Raw genomic sequence first — 16,802 nt, 5'->3', positions numbered from 1 at the left:
ATGAACAGGAAAAACAGGAAAGAAAAAGAACAGAATATGGATGTATCAAAGCAGATCTGTGTTCATAAGACACAGAATACGTTACTGGAATTTAATAGCTTTTTGCGGATGGCAGAACCAAAGGAGTTCTGGCATCTTCACGAAGACTTTGCCAGCGATTATTCCAGGATCCGGGCGGTCATGGTTGACTACAGCAAAGAAGACAGCATCAGTGTTTATGCAAATCTGAGTCCGGAAATCATAAAATACGTGTATTCCCGTATATGGAATAATGTACAGGAATTTAAATTCTTCCAGCAAAAGATCTTTTGCGAGGATAAAAATTCCAACACGGGAAGAGTTACAGTATTTTCCATACAGAGGAAGGTTCGCAACAACAAAGGAGAAGTTTTAAATTATCCGTGGGTTGTCAGGATACAGAATGGCACTGGTATAGCGATGCATAATGCCAATGGCGGGCAGTATTGTAAAAAAGACAGCTACCGGAAAGAAAAAGAGGTTACCATACAGCTGAAAGATGAGGAAATCTTCACACTGTTTGCAAGAACTTCTGCTGTGATCAGGGCATTTGAACAGGACTGCATGACACGCCGCAGACAGGCTGGAAATTTCCGGAACTTGTACAGAATGGTAGAAAAACTCATTGTTGGAACTGAGGAGGAAAAAGATAATGCTGCGTAAAAGAATAAAGAAGAACACATTGAAATGGAAAAAAATCTATGCGGAACAGCTTCTTGATATGATGGACGAGGAAGAAAATGCTTTACAGAAGATTTATCTGACAGGGTATGTACTTGAACTGAAAAAGAACCGGTATTTTGCCGGATGGTACAAAGACCGGATCGTTTGCCGTTCCCTGGAGTATGCACGTTATTTTCCGAGTGCTGAGGCAGCGGAAGAGTATGTACATAAGTATCTGGGATTTGCAGGCATGACCTGTTATATCTGCCACGTAAACTGGACGCTGGCTTCCTGCGGGAGTGAAAATATGGAGGATAACGAAGAAAACTTGTTAGAGGAAAATGGTAAAATCCTTTCGTTTGCAAATTATGCAGATGTAAAGCAATATCAGAAACAGCGAGGCATGGAACATTCTACAATGGCGATCACTTATGCAAGCCGGAAAAAGAAGATTATCCTGGCAGCATAAGAACAATTTTGGGGGACTGGCGAACAGTCCCCTTTTTATATGGGAAAACAGGAGGAAATTGGATGGAATGGAAGATTTATGAAGAATGGCTTGATATTACCCTGTACCGGCAGATGACGAACCTGATCTATAAGCTGTCATCTAATGAGGAAAAATATAAAATTTATATGCAATTAAAAGAAAATGACATGTTTCTGGAAAAGCCGAAAGTAGACATGGAAACCGCTTATGGACTGCACTATCCGGGAGAAGTCCTGGAGCGCATTGGAGAACATCTGACCTTGACAAAGCAGACATACCGTGCCCTCGGACTTGCCCTGGCAAGGATGATGCCTTTACAGGAGACCTGTATGTTCAATGGGGCACAAAAGGATCTGTTCTGGAAAAAGATGAAACAGATTCTTGGAGAGAAAGACCTGTTTTTGATCAGTATCAATTATATCTGTGAGGAAAAGGAAAAGAATCGGTGGAAACAGGCCATGCATGCGTATCCATTTGAGCGAGCAGAAGAAATGCTGTTTGCCATGTCCATCCTTCCGGATGATGAAACACTGTGGGAAGGCATAAAACAGAAACTTGCTGACAGCTTTTCAAAGAACCGGAAGATATCCGTATTTACTGAATGGAATCTTTTCGTGTGGATGGTAGGCAAAGTAATGACCAAGCTTAAAGGGTATCGTAAAAAGGATCTGGATATCCTGAAACTGCTGGCAAAGTTAGCAGTCACAAATGCTAAAAATGCGGATGCCGTTTTGGAAAAACGTATGCGTATGTTTGGATATTCCGACAAAGAGACCGCTTTTTTAAATTTTGTACTGATGTATTTTGTAGAGAGACCCGATCGGATAAGCCTTTCCGGGTTGACAGCAGAAAAAATTGGGCTGAATGTATTAGAGGCATTTTTGCCCGGAAAAGAGACATATCCAGAAGAGGCTTATGTACTTTGTTCACGGATTTTAAGAACATATGGGAAACTTTCTGTCCGTATCGACGGTAAAGAACGGCTGGAAAAATGCATGAATGAAACGTTCAGGGTGGAAAATGTAAAAACGTTTCTTACGTTGTTTCCATTTAGAAGTAATGAACCGGAAGAGTGGCACTACATTGATCTGACAGAAGAAAAATGGGATCCTCTGGTAAAAGAACTCTCTTCGGAAGAATTTGAAGCGTGTGTTACAGATACTCTGAAAGGCAAAACATACAGTACGAAAAGTTTGCTGAAGTATCTGGAACGTTATGAAAACCTTACAGGAAAAAGATACCAGGATGTTTTCTGGAAAAAGAGTGAGCCGGAACTTTACGCGGTTTTCAACCGGCTGATCCTGCATGGGATTTTGGATGGAAAAAAGTATCTGGAAGAGTTTGTAAAGGATTATAAAAATGAAGATCCAGACTTGGAAAAGAAATGGGAATTTATGGCAGGATATTTAAAAAGTGAAATAAAGGGTCTTTGTAATGAGCATTCCTATCCTATGCTGAAATTTCTGATCAATGAGATTGGAATGGATGGATGCGAATTCTTAAGCCCCTGGAGGATTTTAAAGGAAACTTTCTCCTTGGGATACTATGCTATCCAACATAGAGAGTGCGAATTTTTTTCTCCAGTTCTGGGAAAAGAGGAACACCGGGAACTGTTTTCAATGGTAGAAAAAAAGTTCTTTTATGAATATCCGGATATTTATCCAGAATACCTGACGGCCTTACTTTTAAAGGAAAGTACAGCACTTTGGATGGAACAGTCAGAAGCATATGAGCTTTCCAAATTGCTTCTTCCATTTATAAGTGATTCTTATCGAAGAGAAACCCTGTATCAGAAATATATGACAGAAGAGGATCGGAAAAGATATCAGGAATGGAAAGAATGGCTGAAGGAACAGAAAAAACGGATGGAACGCTGGAAAACTGAAAAAAACATCAAACAGCAGTTTAACCAGATGTTACGGGAAAACAGAAAAACGGATAAGGAGCTTCAGTCTATTTATGAGTTTTACAAGAACGGGCGGTATTCATATGGCTATAAGAAACTCTACTGTAAGATCGTTTCCTCGTATTTAAAAGATGATTTCGCAGGAACAGCGAAAAAGCCTATGGCAAAAAAGGAAGCTCTGTATCTTCTTAAACTAGCAGAAAATATGTACCAGGACGAATGCATGGAGTTAACGGAGATTAACGGATTAATAGAAAGGGCAGAGGTAGCATGATGATTGAAAGAATATTAAAGCACATGAATATTTACAAGGAAATGAAAAATGCAGCAATTCCCTTGAAACTGATAGGAAAGAAAGGGGAAGATTTCTGTATGAATGCAGCCAGATTGGTAAATCAGCAAGAACTTTCCGGTCTGATGGAGGGGTTAAATGAGGAGACGATTTCTTCTCTGATGGACGATCCGGAAATGCTCACCTACTTGGGAAAAATGAACAAAAAGGATTTTTCTATTTTAGAACCAGACCGCATCAGAATGATAGTAGAATGTGCAGGAAATGAAAAGCTGTCCGAATTTCCCTATGAAAAAATTGAAAAAGTATTGGCAGATAAGGAAATCCCGGACCGGATTGTATATGTTTATCTGAAATATTATGCTTTTCTGGAACCGAAAGAAGAGTTAAAGAAACAGCTTGTAGCAAGTCTTGAGACCTGCATTGGTGAGTTTGATGTTGCCCGGGCGGGGATAAAGATACGCATGCTTTTGATAAATCCGGCTTTTTCAACGGAGCTTCTTTATGAGCTGCTCAAGGATGAGGAATCATTGGCGTTACTTTTGAAGCAGGATCTGATGGAACTTGTAAATTATTTATCCGAGTTTTGTAAAGAAACGGAAAGCTTAAATAAAAAACAGCTGGAAGAACTGAGCCGGCATCCAAAAGAAATTCGGAATGGACTGGAAGTGATTCTCACTCAGATTCCAAAAGAATGGCAGGCCTCTTTTCTTCACTTGTGGCTTTGGAACGAATCATTATATGCAGACATTCCAAAGCTGATAAGATTTTTGACAGGTCCGGATGCAGATTTTGAAAAGGTTTCAAACGGAAAGGCAGCCTATGTGAACACTCTGTATGGAAATCCGCTTCCAGATATGGATCTTTATGAGCTGACTTTGGAAAAGACAGAGCTTATCCTGTATGCCATTACGAAACGAAAGAAACATTTCCTGGAACTTTTGCGAAAGAATGGAGACTGGCTTATAAACCTTGACAGGAATTCGTTGATTCTGGATGAAGAGGTTTATAAAAGATGCCTGAATCTAAATACTTTAAATGAGCAAAATTTAAGGGATTGTGAATATATGGTAGTTCCCTGGAGAAAGAGTGAAGAATCACTGTTTTCGAAGCCTCGTGTATTTGAAGAATTGAAAATCCTGTACAATGTAAAAGCAGTCTATATAGACCTGTATGATCGTTTAGCATACTCCAAAAGTGATGATCGTCTTCGGGTGATTCGTGAGTTGATAAAAAGAGACTGCCTGACAGATGCATTAGAGGAAAATCAGATTGAGCGATTGGCAGAAGCTTTGTCAAAAAAGCCGCTTTCCAGATGGATGCAGGAGGATTTTAAAAACATTCTGGATCTTCGGCATGAAACAGCCATATGGATTCTGATATTTTTAATGGATTTTACTGAACTTTTAAAAGAGCTTACAAGGGATAATCAGGTTTACTTCCTTTTACATAATCAGAATCTTTTAAATGGCTGTTCCGGATTACCTGCATTGATGGACAAACTGCTGGCCCAGGATCCTTCCTGGAAGAATTTAAAGACAGAATTGAATATTTCGGATGCTTTTGTCGTGGAAAATAAATCCAATATCCAGAAGTTCATTTATGAAGGCGGCGCAGAGATCATGACTTCCTTTCTGAACAGGCAGCCGAAAAAGAAGGAAGAAATTCGAAGAATCGTAAATGCTGAGTTATTAGGAAAATTCATGGAGCTGAAATACCATGGAGGAGATCTGGGACGGGAAATTGCTTTTCCAATAAAAAGAGATACAGAAGAAATCTGGAAAGAAAAGCTGCTGCGCGTGGATTGTGGATGGGAAATCTGGGAAGAGGACAGCCTGCTTCCGATCATGCAGATAGGAGAAGTACCGCTGCGCAGCTGTATTTCCTATCGGAATGGTCCAAATTGTGATTGTCTGTTATCCTGTTTTGATGCAAATAAAAAAATTATATTTATCAAACACAATGGTAAAATTGTATTTCGTGCAATCCTCCGTCTGACAAAGGGATCTTTTGTAGCTGCGGATGAAAGGAAGACGATTGAGTTTGTTGATGTGACTGTCAAAAGCGAACCACATGAAAATAAAGCAGAAGAACTGGTTTTGTTTTTGGAACGTTATTATCAAAGCGGACTTAGCGAACAGGAAATACGAAAAGCAGTAAATTTAACTGCTATGCTGGTAAAAGAAAAAGCAGAAAAAATTGGAGCAAGGCTTGTACTTAGCAGCAGTTATAAGAATGTTCTGGAAAATAAAAACTATGTTTTGACAAACTTTTATATGTACATTTCTGCATCAAAAAATGGAAGCCAGTATCTGGACAGCCTTGGAGGGGCCGCTGGTGTCAGTGCTTCCGGAAGCTATACCTGCAATACATTTTTGCTGGAAGCAGAAGAGAGGAGAGAAGAGAGCTTATGAATATACGAAGGGCAGGAAGAAAAGTAGTAAAAAATCAACATAAAGAGTATGGCATATATCGGATTGGTTTTGTAAATATTTATGGTGAAGAAGATGAAACAGAATTGGACGCCATGAACATCAATGATCTGGAAAGATTATGGCTGTCTCTTTGTCCAGAATTTGAGAGCAAAGGAGACAGTGTACGCTATGTGGAACGGGTAGGTTAAAGAACGTCCGATGCAATTCTGGGAAAAAGTGTCTTGTAAAGGTCATTCATTGATGCTAAGATAAAATAAACAAAAGCATTTTCGAAAATTTCTTCATAACATAAAAAGAATAAAGTGGGAAGTGACAGCGAACGTGGCAGATGAAAAAATTATGCCAGAGAACGGATTGGAAGTACGTTACGAAAGATATAAAGGTATTATTAAGAATTTTACACTCATGAGTGACATATTTATGAGAAATGTTTTCAAACAGAGAGAATGCCTGGAATGTTCTGCAGGTCATTATGGAAAAACAGGATCTGAAAGTAATTGATCAGATCATCCAGAAGGATTATAAGAATCTGCAGGGACGATCCGCAATCTTGGACTGTGTTGCCAGAGATTCCGAAGGCAAACAGTTTGACGTGGAGATCCAGCAGGATAATGAAGGTGCATCACCTAAGAGGGCACGTTACCATAGTGGTTTGATGGACATGAACACTTTAAATCCGGGTCAGGATTTTGATGAATTACCGGAAAGCTATGTGATCTTTATTACCAGGGATGACATCCTTGGGTATGGCTTTCCTATTTACCATATTGACAGGCATATCAAAGAAGCTGATGATAGCTTTCAGGACGAAGCACATATTATATATGTGAATTCCAGAAAACAGGAAGACACAGAACTTGGGAGACTTATGCATGATCTGCATTGTAAGAATGCGGATGAAATGCACAGTCCGGTTCTTGCAAAACGGGTGCATGAATTAAAAGACACGCAGAAAGGGGTTGAGCTTATGTGCCATGAAATGGAGAAAATTTATAGCGAGGGAATGGAAAGCGGCGAAAAGCGCGGTGAATTAAAGGCTAAAAAGGAAACAGCCCTTTCACTTGCTGAAATGGGATTACCTGTTGAAAAAATCGCAAAAGCTGTAAACCATAATGTGAATGAAGTCCAAAAATGGATTGATGAAAACATGTGTGTAGCGAAGTAAATAAAAATAATATTATAGTGGGTAAGTCGGTTTTCGACTTACCCATTTATATTAAAAGTTAGAAATTTTGAGCACTATGTCCAACAATTCTAAATAGCAATATACAATAAAAGCAGATACATAAGCTGTTCTTTTAATGAAAAATGCAGCAATCCGGGCTGCTCCCATGCTTTTGCCGGATATGCTTTTTCAAAAAAGTCTCCATCTTTCCAATAGAGTCCATAAATTAGAAGATGTTTCCCCTCCCGGATAGCTTCCGGCTCCATAATCAACTCCCAACGAACCTGATCCATAAGGTGAAGATAAAGTGATACACATAGAACCAGGTTACTGGTACGATTGTGTGTAAGAAACTTCTGCTCCAATAATGAGGGCATTTCAAAAGAAATCTTAAAATTATTAAAAATTTCTCTGTATTCTATATAAAACTCCCATAAAGTAGCAGGTGTGATCTTATATCTTGCAGTGCGTGCAGATAAAAGAAATTGCCTCGGGCCAGAGGCCGCTGTTTGGTTAAGAAGAGCTTGTTTTACGGCAGATTTCACGGATTTTCCAATCAGTTCACCAAGTTTGGAATGTCCAGAAGCATCCGTAAGAGTTCTGGTACCACAAAGATTAGAAGCGATTACAATTCCATCAGTCCCAGAACCTGTTGCGATTTCTTCGGAATAGCAGCTTCCCAGTAATAACTGAGAAACAGCAGCAGCTTTCGATTCTCCACAAAGCATCAGTGCTCTGGACATTGCTGTATCAGTCAAATTCTGATTAATGAACAGAAAAATATTGATCGTTCCAGGAAGAGGCATTTCATAATTTCCATCCTCTTCGTAGTAAGAAGCGGGATCGCCGGGATGCATGCCATTGGAGTCAATTCCACCGGTCACAACAGCAGTTACCGTAAGATCCCGGAAGCATACTTCTTCTATAGCACGTAATTCAGTCCAGGCTGCGGTACTTAAGGCAGTAGTGCAGGAGGGTGAAAGACCAAGGGCGTGGACATGTGCAGCTAGATCTTTTTCATAAGTATCTCCAAGCATTTTACATTCATAAGAACCATTCATACAATTGATATTTACAGCATGAGAAAGGTGCCTTGTAAGGCCTCCGTTTAAAGGACTTGTGCTAAGAACTTTTGCTTTTTGTGAAAAAGTGAAGATGGTATTCCCCAATTTTTGCTCGCAGGTAAAAAATGTATTCATTACGTTTCCTTCTTGTGTATGTTTTTTTATTTATTTTATTAATATCTTTTGATTACGTCAATTAAAAGTGTTATCTTCTATATACTTTCGGGCATCAAAGGATATTGACTGGATGAAAAGGGAGGTTGATAGAATATTTAATGAAAATCAGATATAAAAAATGTATGTACAAAAGGTGAGAAATTGTCGCTATAAAACAATACTTTTATTTTCATAATCTAAAGATATCGAAACTGAACAGATTAATGTATATGAAAAAATATGAATTAATCTGTTTTTGTGTTATTATATAAAAATATGAATGCCCAATATCTACAAACAGTATAAGTTTTTAGGTCGTAAATCATTTTTAATTATAAAGGATTTTAATATGATAGATGAAATAACAATGAATGAATTAAGAAAATGAAAGATGAACTTCGTCGGCCAATGATGTTGCTTGTTAAAGCTCAAAAGAAATAAAAATATTATGAAGTAGGCAGTGCATAATTAAAAGAGAACTATAAATTATCGAGAGTTTTAGAAGCTTTTCTACAGGAAAATATAATTTTTACAAATTCTTAAAATTTATACCATAGTATCGTCATAAATATACTGTACATTAATAATTGCAGATGCTAATTAAGGTATCTCATTTTTAGATATTTTTCTTTTTCATATGCCGGTACGAAAGTATCGGTCTCCTTCCTTTTTAGGACGTATTATTATAATTTGCACAAATCTTAGCCCATAAGAGAGTGACGCTCTGCATATCCTCGGCAGGGCGTCCTTGTGCGTTTAAGGTATCTTGTTTTTCATAGTATATTCCAATATATGATGCCTTGAAAATTTTCCTGATGGACGTAGAAATGGCAGAGAAGTAAAAATGGTAAGCTTACTTGAAAAAATGATGAAACAGCAAGATGTGGTATTTCATTCGCTGTATTTTGTTGACGAATACAATATATTGTGTTACCATATAAATGGATTATTTTTTATGCATGGTTTGCCACGCAGCAAAGTTTTTTGTTCCGGATATGCTGTTCCGGGAGCAACATTTAGGCGAAGGCCTTTTATCAATAGGAAGACATCAAAAATCAAAAGAAGATTTTTGGTGTCTTTTTTTTGTTGTCCAAAAACGAAATGTGAAGTGTGCAAAAAAAACAGGAAGGGAGGAAATATAAAATAATCCATAAAAGATGAACAGGAAAATCAAAAAAGGAGGCAGAATATGGGACAGGATATATGCATTCGAAAAGATGAAAAACCATTGGGATATGACTGGGAATGTGGACATGAGGAATTATTTGTCAGAGTGAATATGTACTACAACGGATCCCTGTATGTCGGATTATGGCAAAAGCAAAAGGAATGTGAGGAAAAGCTGGAATTATTCGGAGATCTTACAATTGGAGTTATGGGATTCCTAAGGCCAGGGCAGGCAATAATCTCGGATTGCGGAGCAAAAGCAAAGGTTGCGTTTGTTGAGAAGTATAAACTCGGAAAAGTTGTAGGTAAGAGGAAAATCAATTATGGCAGCTATTATGTCGCAGAGTTTAATCTTGCACGACTTGCACAGCTCGATCCAGAAGGTACGGAAAGATATCTGCTCGAAAATGGTCTTGATCAAAAAGAATTTAAAGCAAATTAGGATAAAGAGGTACATTTGAAAACCAGGCAATAAAGGTGGTGCGGCATGAAAGACGACGAATATAAGGGATATTACTGTCTGCTGATCGCAATCCTGTGCGATTTGAATGCAGCGGAAGCCAGCACAATGTACGAATACGGACCAGATCATCCGCTTTGCCGGAAAATACTGAAAAAGAAAGTTCGGAAACCGTCCATAAAAAAGCTCAAGGAATCAGAAATGGCAGCGGCTATGAAGGCTCTTCTTGATCAGGGATACAGCCAGGATGCAGTATCGGAAGCATTTCAGTGTTTTCCATCTACGGTCAGGCGCAGAGTAAGAAAATTCACAGAAAGGAAGGAAACGAATGACAGATCAGAAATTGATTGCAGGAATATTTAATGATTTTTTAGGACTTTATACGGGTAAAATACAGACCGGTATCCGTCCTTTGATTGAAAAATATAAAAACCATCCCATGCTGATGGGGCTCCTCTCCAATTTGGATGAAGCGGCAAAGATTCAGGCACCGAAAGCCATGAAAGAAATCTATTCTTTCTATAAAGAATATCGTGGCAGGGATCTGGAAGATGCTGACTGGAAGGAACTGACGGAAAAAGCCCGTCAGATCTGTGCAGGATGGGAGGAAAATGAATGGGTTCGCCGTATTGTACTGGAAATGATCAGCCTTTTGGATTCTGATGATGCTGAGAGACGCAGGATTGCATTGGAAGTAGAAAAAGAAATGGAAGCGGCTGAACAGAAAATGAATGCGGCATAAAAAGCAGGCAGAGGCAGGAGATTTTTTCTTCTGCCTCATGTTTTTATCAGGAAAGAAGGGACCGATTATGTTAAATGAGATCATAAAAACTGCAGAAGAATTAAATACAGCAGCATTGTATTACCGCCAGAGCGGGAATATGGATGGTGTGCGGGAACTTGCCAAAGCACATGCAGTTTCCCAAAAACAGACAGAGGAATTTATTCAGGGCAGCCGCTATCGGCTGGTTGATATACCAATTGAGGAAAGAAAGTTTGCGAATGCGTCTGAAAAACTGCGTGCAGAAATGTTTGCCTTAAAGGATGCAGGCTTTGCAGACATCATAGGACAGTATCTTGTAAATCTTGCCAAAACGGATTCTGCTTTAGATGCACAGGTGTTAAAAAAACATAAGATGCTTCAGAGATGTTTGGATTATGTGACGCAAAAAGCCTACAACATTGCACTGGAGGGAGCGAAAAAAAAGGGAGAGAACGGCATTCGGGCCAATACAGGCCTGGCACTCTCCGGCGACCAGGTTTTTCCCTGGGTACTTGAATATTATGCGAAAGATGATGAAAAAGAAATAGCAGAAAAAGAGCAGGCAGAAAAGAAAAAGATTCAAAAGGAATGGGATTCGGTAAATAAGAGAACGAAAACAATACCGAAAAACCAGGGGACAAAGAAAGATTCCGAGGTGCATCCCAAAGAAGCAGCGGAGCAGGAAGAAAAGCATATCAGCAAGAAAAAATCAAAAGATTCCGGGCAGATGTCCTTGTTTGACATGATGCAGCCGAAAGAGAGTTAAAGGAGAAGGATATGATCGCATATAAAGGATTTCAAAAGGATTTGAAATGTCGGGGCTTTCAGTTTCAGGAGTATGGCATAAATGAAACGGAAAAAGCAAACTGTAGACAAAATGGATTTCATTGTGCAGAAAACCCACTGGATTGTCTCTGCTATTATCCGAATTGGAAAAATTCCGTGTATTACATAGTAGATGCATCAGGGGATTTGGATGAAGATGGAGAAGATTCAAAAATCTCCTGCACAAAGATGCGCCTGTTAAAGAAAATTGAATTGAGAAGCCTGTTATTACACGGAGCTGCTTACATGTCGAAATATCCAAACCGGAAATGGAACTCCCATGTTGCAAAAGAAAGCGGGACCAGCTGCAACGGATTTTGCATTGTACGTGGAAAAGACCCCAAAGCCAAAGGACAAAAGGGCGATTTACTGTTACTTTTAAAGGAGCAGCCTGGCAACAGCCAGATCCTGGAAATTGGGGTCATCTGTATCGATGGTCAGAAATATCCGGAGGAAGCATGGATTGATGTGACTGGAAAGCTGGTGGAGTTATGAGAAAAAAGAGGTTGATGGAGTTAAAACCATTAAAAGTGATGAACAGACATATCGCCGATGCAAAGAAAACGGAAATATCTTTGAGTACACTGGAGAAACAAAGGGGTGAACCCGGAAAATATCGGATGTATTGTCGGGCAGCAGTAGAAAAAGGAATTTTAAAAGTGTATCTGTTTGCCGTAACGGATATTGAGGAGAATATAAACTTTCCAAGGTACCGTCTGTTTATCAGCAGAAAAGAGAGACGGTTTATAACCTATGATGAAAAATTAAAAAAATGGAGAAAGGCACTTCTTGAAAGTATCTTATGGGATGTAAGAACTAATTTGGGCAACATCTATGTAAATGGCTGTGATACAAAGATCATCCAAAAATATTTAAAGACAATGCAGCCTGCAATCCGGGCACTGGAAGAGTTTCAGGCGAATATCCGTAAAGAACAAAGGATACGTCATGATAAAAAACTTACAGATTCATGGGACCAGGTGATGAAAACTGTATCTGGACTGCCTAAAAACTGGATCGGATGGGTTTCAAAATATGGAATTACGGAACACTATATCTTCTACAAGTATCAGAAAAATGGTGCTACAGAAGGATATTGTACATATTGCAAAAAACATGTTCCAATCCGCTCACCCAAATATAACCAGAAAGGACAGTGCAATGTGTGTGGACAACCAATTACTTTTCGTTCTGTGGGAAAGTCTGGAAGATTTTGTACAAAGTGGTACAGAGTCTATCTTATCCAGAGGAGACGCAAGACTTCTGGTTTTGTGCTCCGGATCTTTTATGCCAGAACGTGGTATAAAAAGGGCGGCTATACAGATTGCGAAACTACCTGCCATGAAGAGCAAAGAAGAATCTTCTCTGCAAATGGAAAGGAAATTTCCAATTTCGTTTATGATCTGTTCAAACAACGGGAAATGCGTTGGATTTCGTGTAGAAGTTCTTGGTATTATACTTGCTGTGACAGTCAATATAAAGGAATGGTTTATCCATATACCCTGTCGGATCTGTCCAGGCATGAATTAAAAGAAACAGGTCTGCGTGAGTACGCCCTTGGTCAGAAAAAGATAGATCCTGGAAAATATCTTTACCTATGGAAGACGTATCCGGTACTGGAACAGATTGTAAAAGCGGGGCTTTTCCAGTTAGTTGATGATGTACTGGACCACAGGGCAGCAGATGCAATAAAAAGAAAAGGCAGAAAACCAACAGAATTCCTGTCCGTAGATAAGAAAGAGTTTCGAAGACTCCGAGATATGAATGGCGGGGTAAAAGAACTTAAATGGCTGCAACTTGAAAAGAGTACAGGAAAAACAATCGGGGATGAAGAAATATGCTGGATGGTAAAAGAAGGATTTGAACCAAACGACCTGAAGTTTGTTCTGGATCAGATGAGCATCTGCCAGATTCGACATTATCTTGTGAAACAATCAGAAAAATCCGGGGATGATATCAGCCATGTGCTGCAGGTGTGGAACGATTATCTTTCTATGGCAAAAAGACTGGGAATGGATATACATGATTCCATTATTTACCGTACCAGAGATCTTCAACTGCGCCATAAAGAGGCGGTTTTGAAGATAGAAGAAATGAAACGCGGAATCCGACGCAGGGAGCTGGAAGAAAAGTATGTCGGATTTCAGAAACATCTCATTGATTTGAAAGAAAAATATGAGTTCAGTGACGGTGAATATCAGGTTATTGCGCCAAAGAGTATCGATGACATCCTGTATGAAGGTGATACGCTTCATCACTGTGTAAATAAGACGGATACTTATTTTGACCGGATCGTTTCAAAAGAAAGCTATATCCTGTTTTTGCGGGAAAAAGAGAATCCGAAAGTACCGTTTTATACACTGGAAGTTGAACCAGATGGAACCATCCGGCAAAAACGTGCGGAATTCAACCGTCAAAATAAGGACATTGATAAGGTGACTTCTTTTTTAACATTGTGGCAGAAGGAAATTCAGAAACGATTAACCAAAAAAGATCGTAAGAGCACAGAAGAAAGCAGGAAGCTCAGGCAGCAGAACTATCAGGAGATACGTGATAAGCATGTAGTTGTCCATGGCGGAACATTTGCTGGGGAACTTCTGGCTGATCTTTTAGAGAAAGACTTAATGGACCTACCAGTGGAATCGGCAGAAAACGAAGAAAGCCCTACTGAAATAGCGGCGTAAATAAAATGGATGCGGCAGGGAGTTCCCCTGCTGCATTTGAGCAGAAAAGATAAAATGACATTATATGCAGCAGAAAATGAAGGAGAGGATGGAAATGAATAAAAAAGAATTGCGTAACATGAAATTGCTGGAAGCTACGGATGAACTGATAAAACTTGCAAAAGAAGATGTGCCAGTAAGAGATAAAGGATACTATACGGAGCAGCTGATTTATCAGAGGGGGCTATATTTACGTGCAGAAGTAGAAAACAATATTTTAAAAGTAGCATTTTATCTGGCAGAATATCTTTCCAGGGACTGTCGGAAACCTGTATATACATTATATATTGATAAAAAGAACGATGTTTTTAAAGGGTATGATTACCGGACAAAGAAATGGTCAGATAGTATGCTGGATAAGACCATTTTCTCAAAATGGTTATATCAGGAAAATTCTTATATGAAAGAGGCGGATACAGCGTTGATCCAAAAGTATCTTGAAAGTGAATATGACGATGCTTTTTATGCACTGTATGTATATCAACGTGAGCAGAGACACCGGAGGCTGGGAATGAAATATGAAAAAATTCTGACAAGCTGGGATCAGTGTATGGATAGACTTCCCAAAATTCCGAAAGACTGGCTGAGATGGCAGAAAAAAGTTGGAATTACCCAGAATTTTATTTTTTATCATTACAGCCGCAGGAAAGATCAGACAGGATATTGTAGTTGGTGTGAAAGCGAAGTTCCAATCAGCCATCCTCACCATAATACAGTGGGGAATTGCCCAAAATGCAGACATCAGATTCAATATAAAGCATTAGGCCGGGCCAAAAATATAGAAACCCAAAAAGAGACTGCATACCTGCTTCAGACCTGTGGAAATAATGTGTTTGTTTTGAGAGAATTCCAGCTTCAGATGCTCATAGTAAGCAGCTCATATAAAAAACCAGTATATTCTTTCTTTGAGCGCCGGAGAATCCTGTATGATGAAGAATTAAATACGAAAGAATATTATTTCGGCCGTCATCATTGGACAAAAGAAAGCCGATGGATCCAGGGTAAATTACAAGTTCCACTGTATCCAGGTTACGGTGGCTATATGACATATGAAAGATATAATATGGGAAATATTTATGGAAAATCACTGCATGGTATTAAGAACAGGACATTCCGTAGGACAGGATTCTACGAATATGCAAAAGCCAAAAAGTACTTAGATCCGGTAAACTTTTTTGAAATGGTTAGAGAAAGACCTTATCTGGAACGGCTCATTAAAGCAGGACTTTATCATCTCGCAGAAGACATTATGGATAATAAAGCACAGATTTATTGTAAAGATTCCGGAAACCTTGGAAAAGCACTGGGAATTGACGGGTTCCGCTTGAAAAGGCTGCGTACAAACAATGGGGGAGAGATTTTTCTTCAATGGCTGTTGCTTGAAAAAACTCAAAACAAACTGATCCATGACGATGTGATTTTGTGGATGTGCCGGGAAAAGCTTAAACCAGCGGATCTTATGTTCATTATGGATCGTATGGCCCCTTTACAGATCAAAAATTATCTGGAAAAGCAGGCAGCAGAAAGTGGGGAATCCGTGAAAGACCTGATCAAAACATGGAAGGATTATCTTAATATGGCAATTCGGGTCGGAGTGAATGTGCAGGATTCTGTTATCTACCGTGCACGAAGGCTCATGCAGAGACATAATGAAATGATAAAAGAGATAGAAGCAAAAGATTTGATTTTAAGAGCCGGAGAGCTGGAAAAGAAGTATCCGGGTCTGAATCGTATATGCAGGGATTTGAAAAAATATGAATATGCGGACAAAGAGTATCAGATCGTTGTGCCGGAAAAAGTGGATGACATTTTGTATGAAGCAAAACTGATGCATCACTGCGTAAATAATACAGAAACCTATTATGAACGAATGAGCCAGCAGGAATCCTATATCCTGTTTTTGAGAAAGGCAGAACAACCAACGGAGGCGTACTATACGCTTGAAGTGGAACCGGATGGGACCATAAGGCAGACACGTACTTTTTATAACCAGCAGAATGAAGATATTGAGCTTGCAAGGGATTTTCTTGTAAAATGGCAGAAACAATTAAAAAAGAAACTGGCAAAAGAAGATTATAAACTGGCTGTAAAAAGTCAGAGTCTCAGGAAAAAAGAGATTGACGAGCTCCGCAGCAAAGGCGTTCGTGTAAACGGTGTTGGGTATTGCAACAAATTGCTTGCTGAAATTCTGGAGGAAGATTTAATGGAGGCTGGGAATCGAGAACTGGAAGAACAGGCCGCATAATAGCAGATTGATATATCACAAAAGTAACTTAACAGTAAAATGAAATTCCTGTGAAAATTTGGGGATATTTACAGAAACAGCTCTGAAATTCTCTTTTATTTAAGTATAAGGGATTTTATGGAATTCCTTAAATATACTCGAAACGGAGGATGAGATTTGGAGGAAAAATTAAAGTTGCTTTGGCTGATATTGATCTTTGTTGATTTTGGGCTTATGTTTGTTTCATTTCCAATCTTGATTTATGTGATTTTTTGTATGACATGAATACAAAAAGCCTTCTGTAAGTGCCCTTGTCCGGTGAAAAGACCGGAGGAGCATTTGCATGTATGCAACAGTTTATGCATGTATTCGCAGGAATACGAGTAAAATACTACCCAGCTGCTACTGTTTAAAGCCTGTAGTGAAATTGACATTAAGTATCTGGAATGAT

At 39.1% G+C, this 16,802-nt stretch carries 13 protein-coding genes and 1 pseudogene; 13 read left to right on the top strand and 1 reads right to left on the bottom strand.

The window, feature by feature from the left end:
* The 6 genes and pseudogenes from DXC01_RS10730 to DXC01_RS10705 all read left to right on the top strand — a co-directional run bounded on the left by DXC01_RS10730 (position 1) and on the right by DXC01_RS10705 (position 6,969).
* Entirely contained in the window at positions 1-681 is a 681-nt protein-coding gene (locus DXC01_RS10730; protein ID WP_117593954.1) for a hypothetical protein, read from the top strand.
* A complete protein-coding gene (locus DXC01_RS10725; RefSeq protein ID WP_117593952.1) occupies positions 671-1,150 on the top strand; it encodes a hypothetical protein in 480 nt (159 codons plus the stop codon). Before DXC01_RS10730 ends, DXC01_RS10725 begins: the two co-directional genes overlap by 11 nt.
* A 62-nt stretch (positions 1,151-1,212) precedes the next feature.
* Positions 1,213-3,351 (top strand): hypothetical protein, encoded by a 2,139-nt coding sequence (locus DXC01_RS10720; protein WP_118698879.1) that lies wholly within the window; start codon positions 1,213-1,215, stop codon positions 3,349-3,351.
* Positions 3,348-5,783, top strand: a complete 2,436-nt coding sequence (locus DXC01_RS10715) for a hypothetical protein (protein WP_243111601.1) — start codon at positions 3,348-3,350, stop codon at positions 5,781-5,783. Before DXC01_RS10720 ends, DXC01_RS10715 begins: the two co-directional genes overlap by 4 nt.
* Positions 5,780-5,992: a hypothetical protein gene (locus DXC01_RS10710; RefSeq protein ID WP_117593948.1), complete on the top strand. Its 213-nt coding sequence runs from the start codon at positions 5,780-5,782 to the stop codon at positions 5,990-5,992. Before DXC01_RS10715 ends, DXC01_RS10710 begins: the two co-directional genes overlap by 4 nt.
* A 217-nt stretch (positions 5,993-6,209) precedes the next feature.
* A pseudogene (locus DXC01_RS10705) lies at positions 6,210-6,969 on the top strand (Rpn family recombination-promoting nuclease/putative transposase).
* Between the two features lie 89 nt (positions 6,970-7,058).
* On the opposite strand, the gene DXC01_RS10700 reads toward DXC01_RS10705, so the two are convergent.
* On the bottom strand, positions 7,059-8,168 hold the full coding sequence (locus DXC01_RS10700) for an adenosylcobinamide amidohydrolase (RefSeq protein ID WP_118698877.1): 1,110 nt from the start codon (positions 8,166-8,168) through the stop codon (positions 7,059-7,061).
* Positions 8,169-9,378: 1,210 nt separating this feature from the next.
* Here DXC01_RS10700 and DXC01_RS10695 point away from each other — a divergent pair.
* From DXC01_RS10695 to DXC01_RS10665, 7 genes are all read left to right on the top strand, one after another.
* A complete protein-coding gene (locus tag DXC01_RS10695) occupies positions 9,379-9,798 on the top strand; it encodes a DUF4313 domain-containing protein (RefSeq protein WP_243111600.1) in 420 nt (139 codons plus the stop codon).
* Positions 9,799-9,843: 45 nt separating this feature from the next.
* Positions 9,844-10,179 carry a hypothetical protein gene (locus DXC01_RS10690; RefSeq protein WP_055066226.1) on the top strand — a complete coding sequence of 112 codons (336 nt, stop codon included), beginning with the start codon at positions 9,844-9,846 and terminating at the stop codon, positions 10,177-10,179.
* Entirely contained in the window at positions 10,145-10,558 is a 414-nt protein-coding gene (locus tag DXC01_RS10685; RefSeq protein ID WP_005422924.1) for a hypothetical protein, read from the top strand. The genes DXC01_RS10690 and DXC01_RS10685 overlap by 35 nt, the downstream gene beginning before the upstream one ends.
* 67 nt (positions 10,559-10,625) lie before the next feature.
* The gene (locus DXC01_RS10680; protein WP_158583630.1) at positions 10,626-11,345 is read left to right on the top strand and encodes a Cas9 inhibitor AcrIIA9 family protein; all 720 of its coding nucleotides are present in this window, start codon (positions 10,626-10,628) and stop codon (positions 11,343-11,345) included.
* Between the two features lie 11 nt (positions 11,346-11,356).
* On the top strand, positions 11,357-11,899 hold the full coding sequence (locus tag DXC01_RS10675) for a DUF7666 domain-containing protein (protein ID WP_117593468.1): 543 nt from the start codon (positions 11,357-11,359) through the stop codon (positions 11,897-11,899).
* Positions 11,896-14,088, top strand: coding sequence for a PcfJ domain-containing protein (locus DXC01_RS10670; RefSeq protein WP_117738795.1), 2,193 nt, complete (start codon positions 11,896-11,898; stop codon positions 14,086-14,088). Before DXC01_RS10675 ends, DXC01_RS10670 begins: the two co-directional genes overlap by 4 nt.
* 94 nt (positions 14,089-14,182) lie before the next feature.
* Positions 14,183-16,372, top strand: coding sequence for a PcfJ domain-containing protein (locus DXC01_RS10665; protein ID WP_243111599.1), 2,190 nt, complete (start codon positions 14,183-14,185; stop codon positions 16,370-16,372).
* The last annotated feature ends 430 nt before the right edge of the window (positions 16,373-16,802 follow it).

It is taken from the genome of Blautia sp. OM07-19 (genome assembly GCF_003481595.1).
GTDB lineage: Bacteria > Bacillota > Clostridia > Lachnospirales > Lachnospiraceae > Blautia_A > Blautia_A intestinihominis.
Note: the sequence above shows the minus strand (reverse complement) of the source record. Positions and strands in the feature narration are given on the sequence as shown.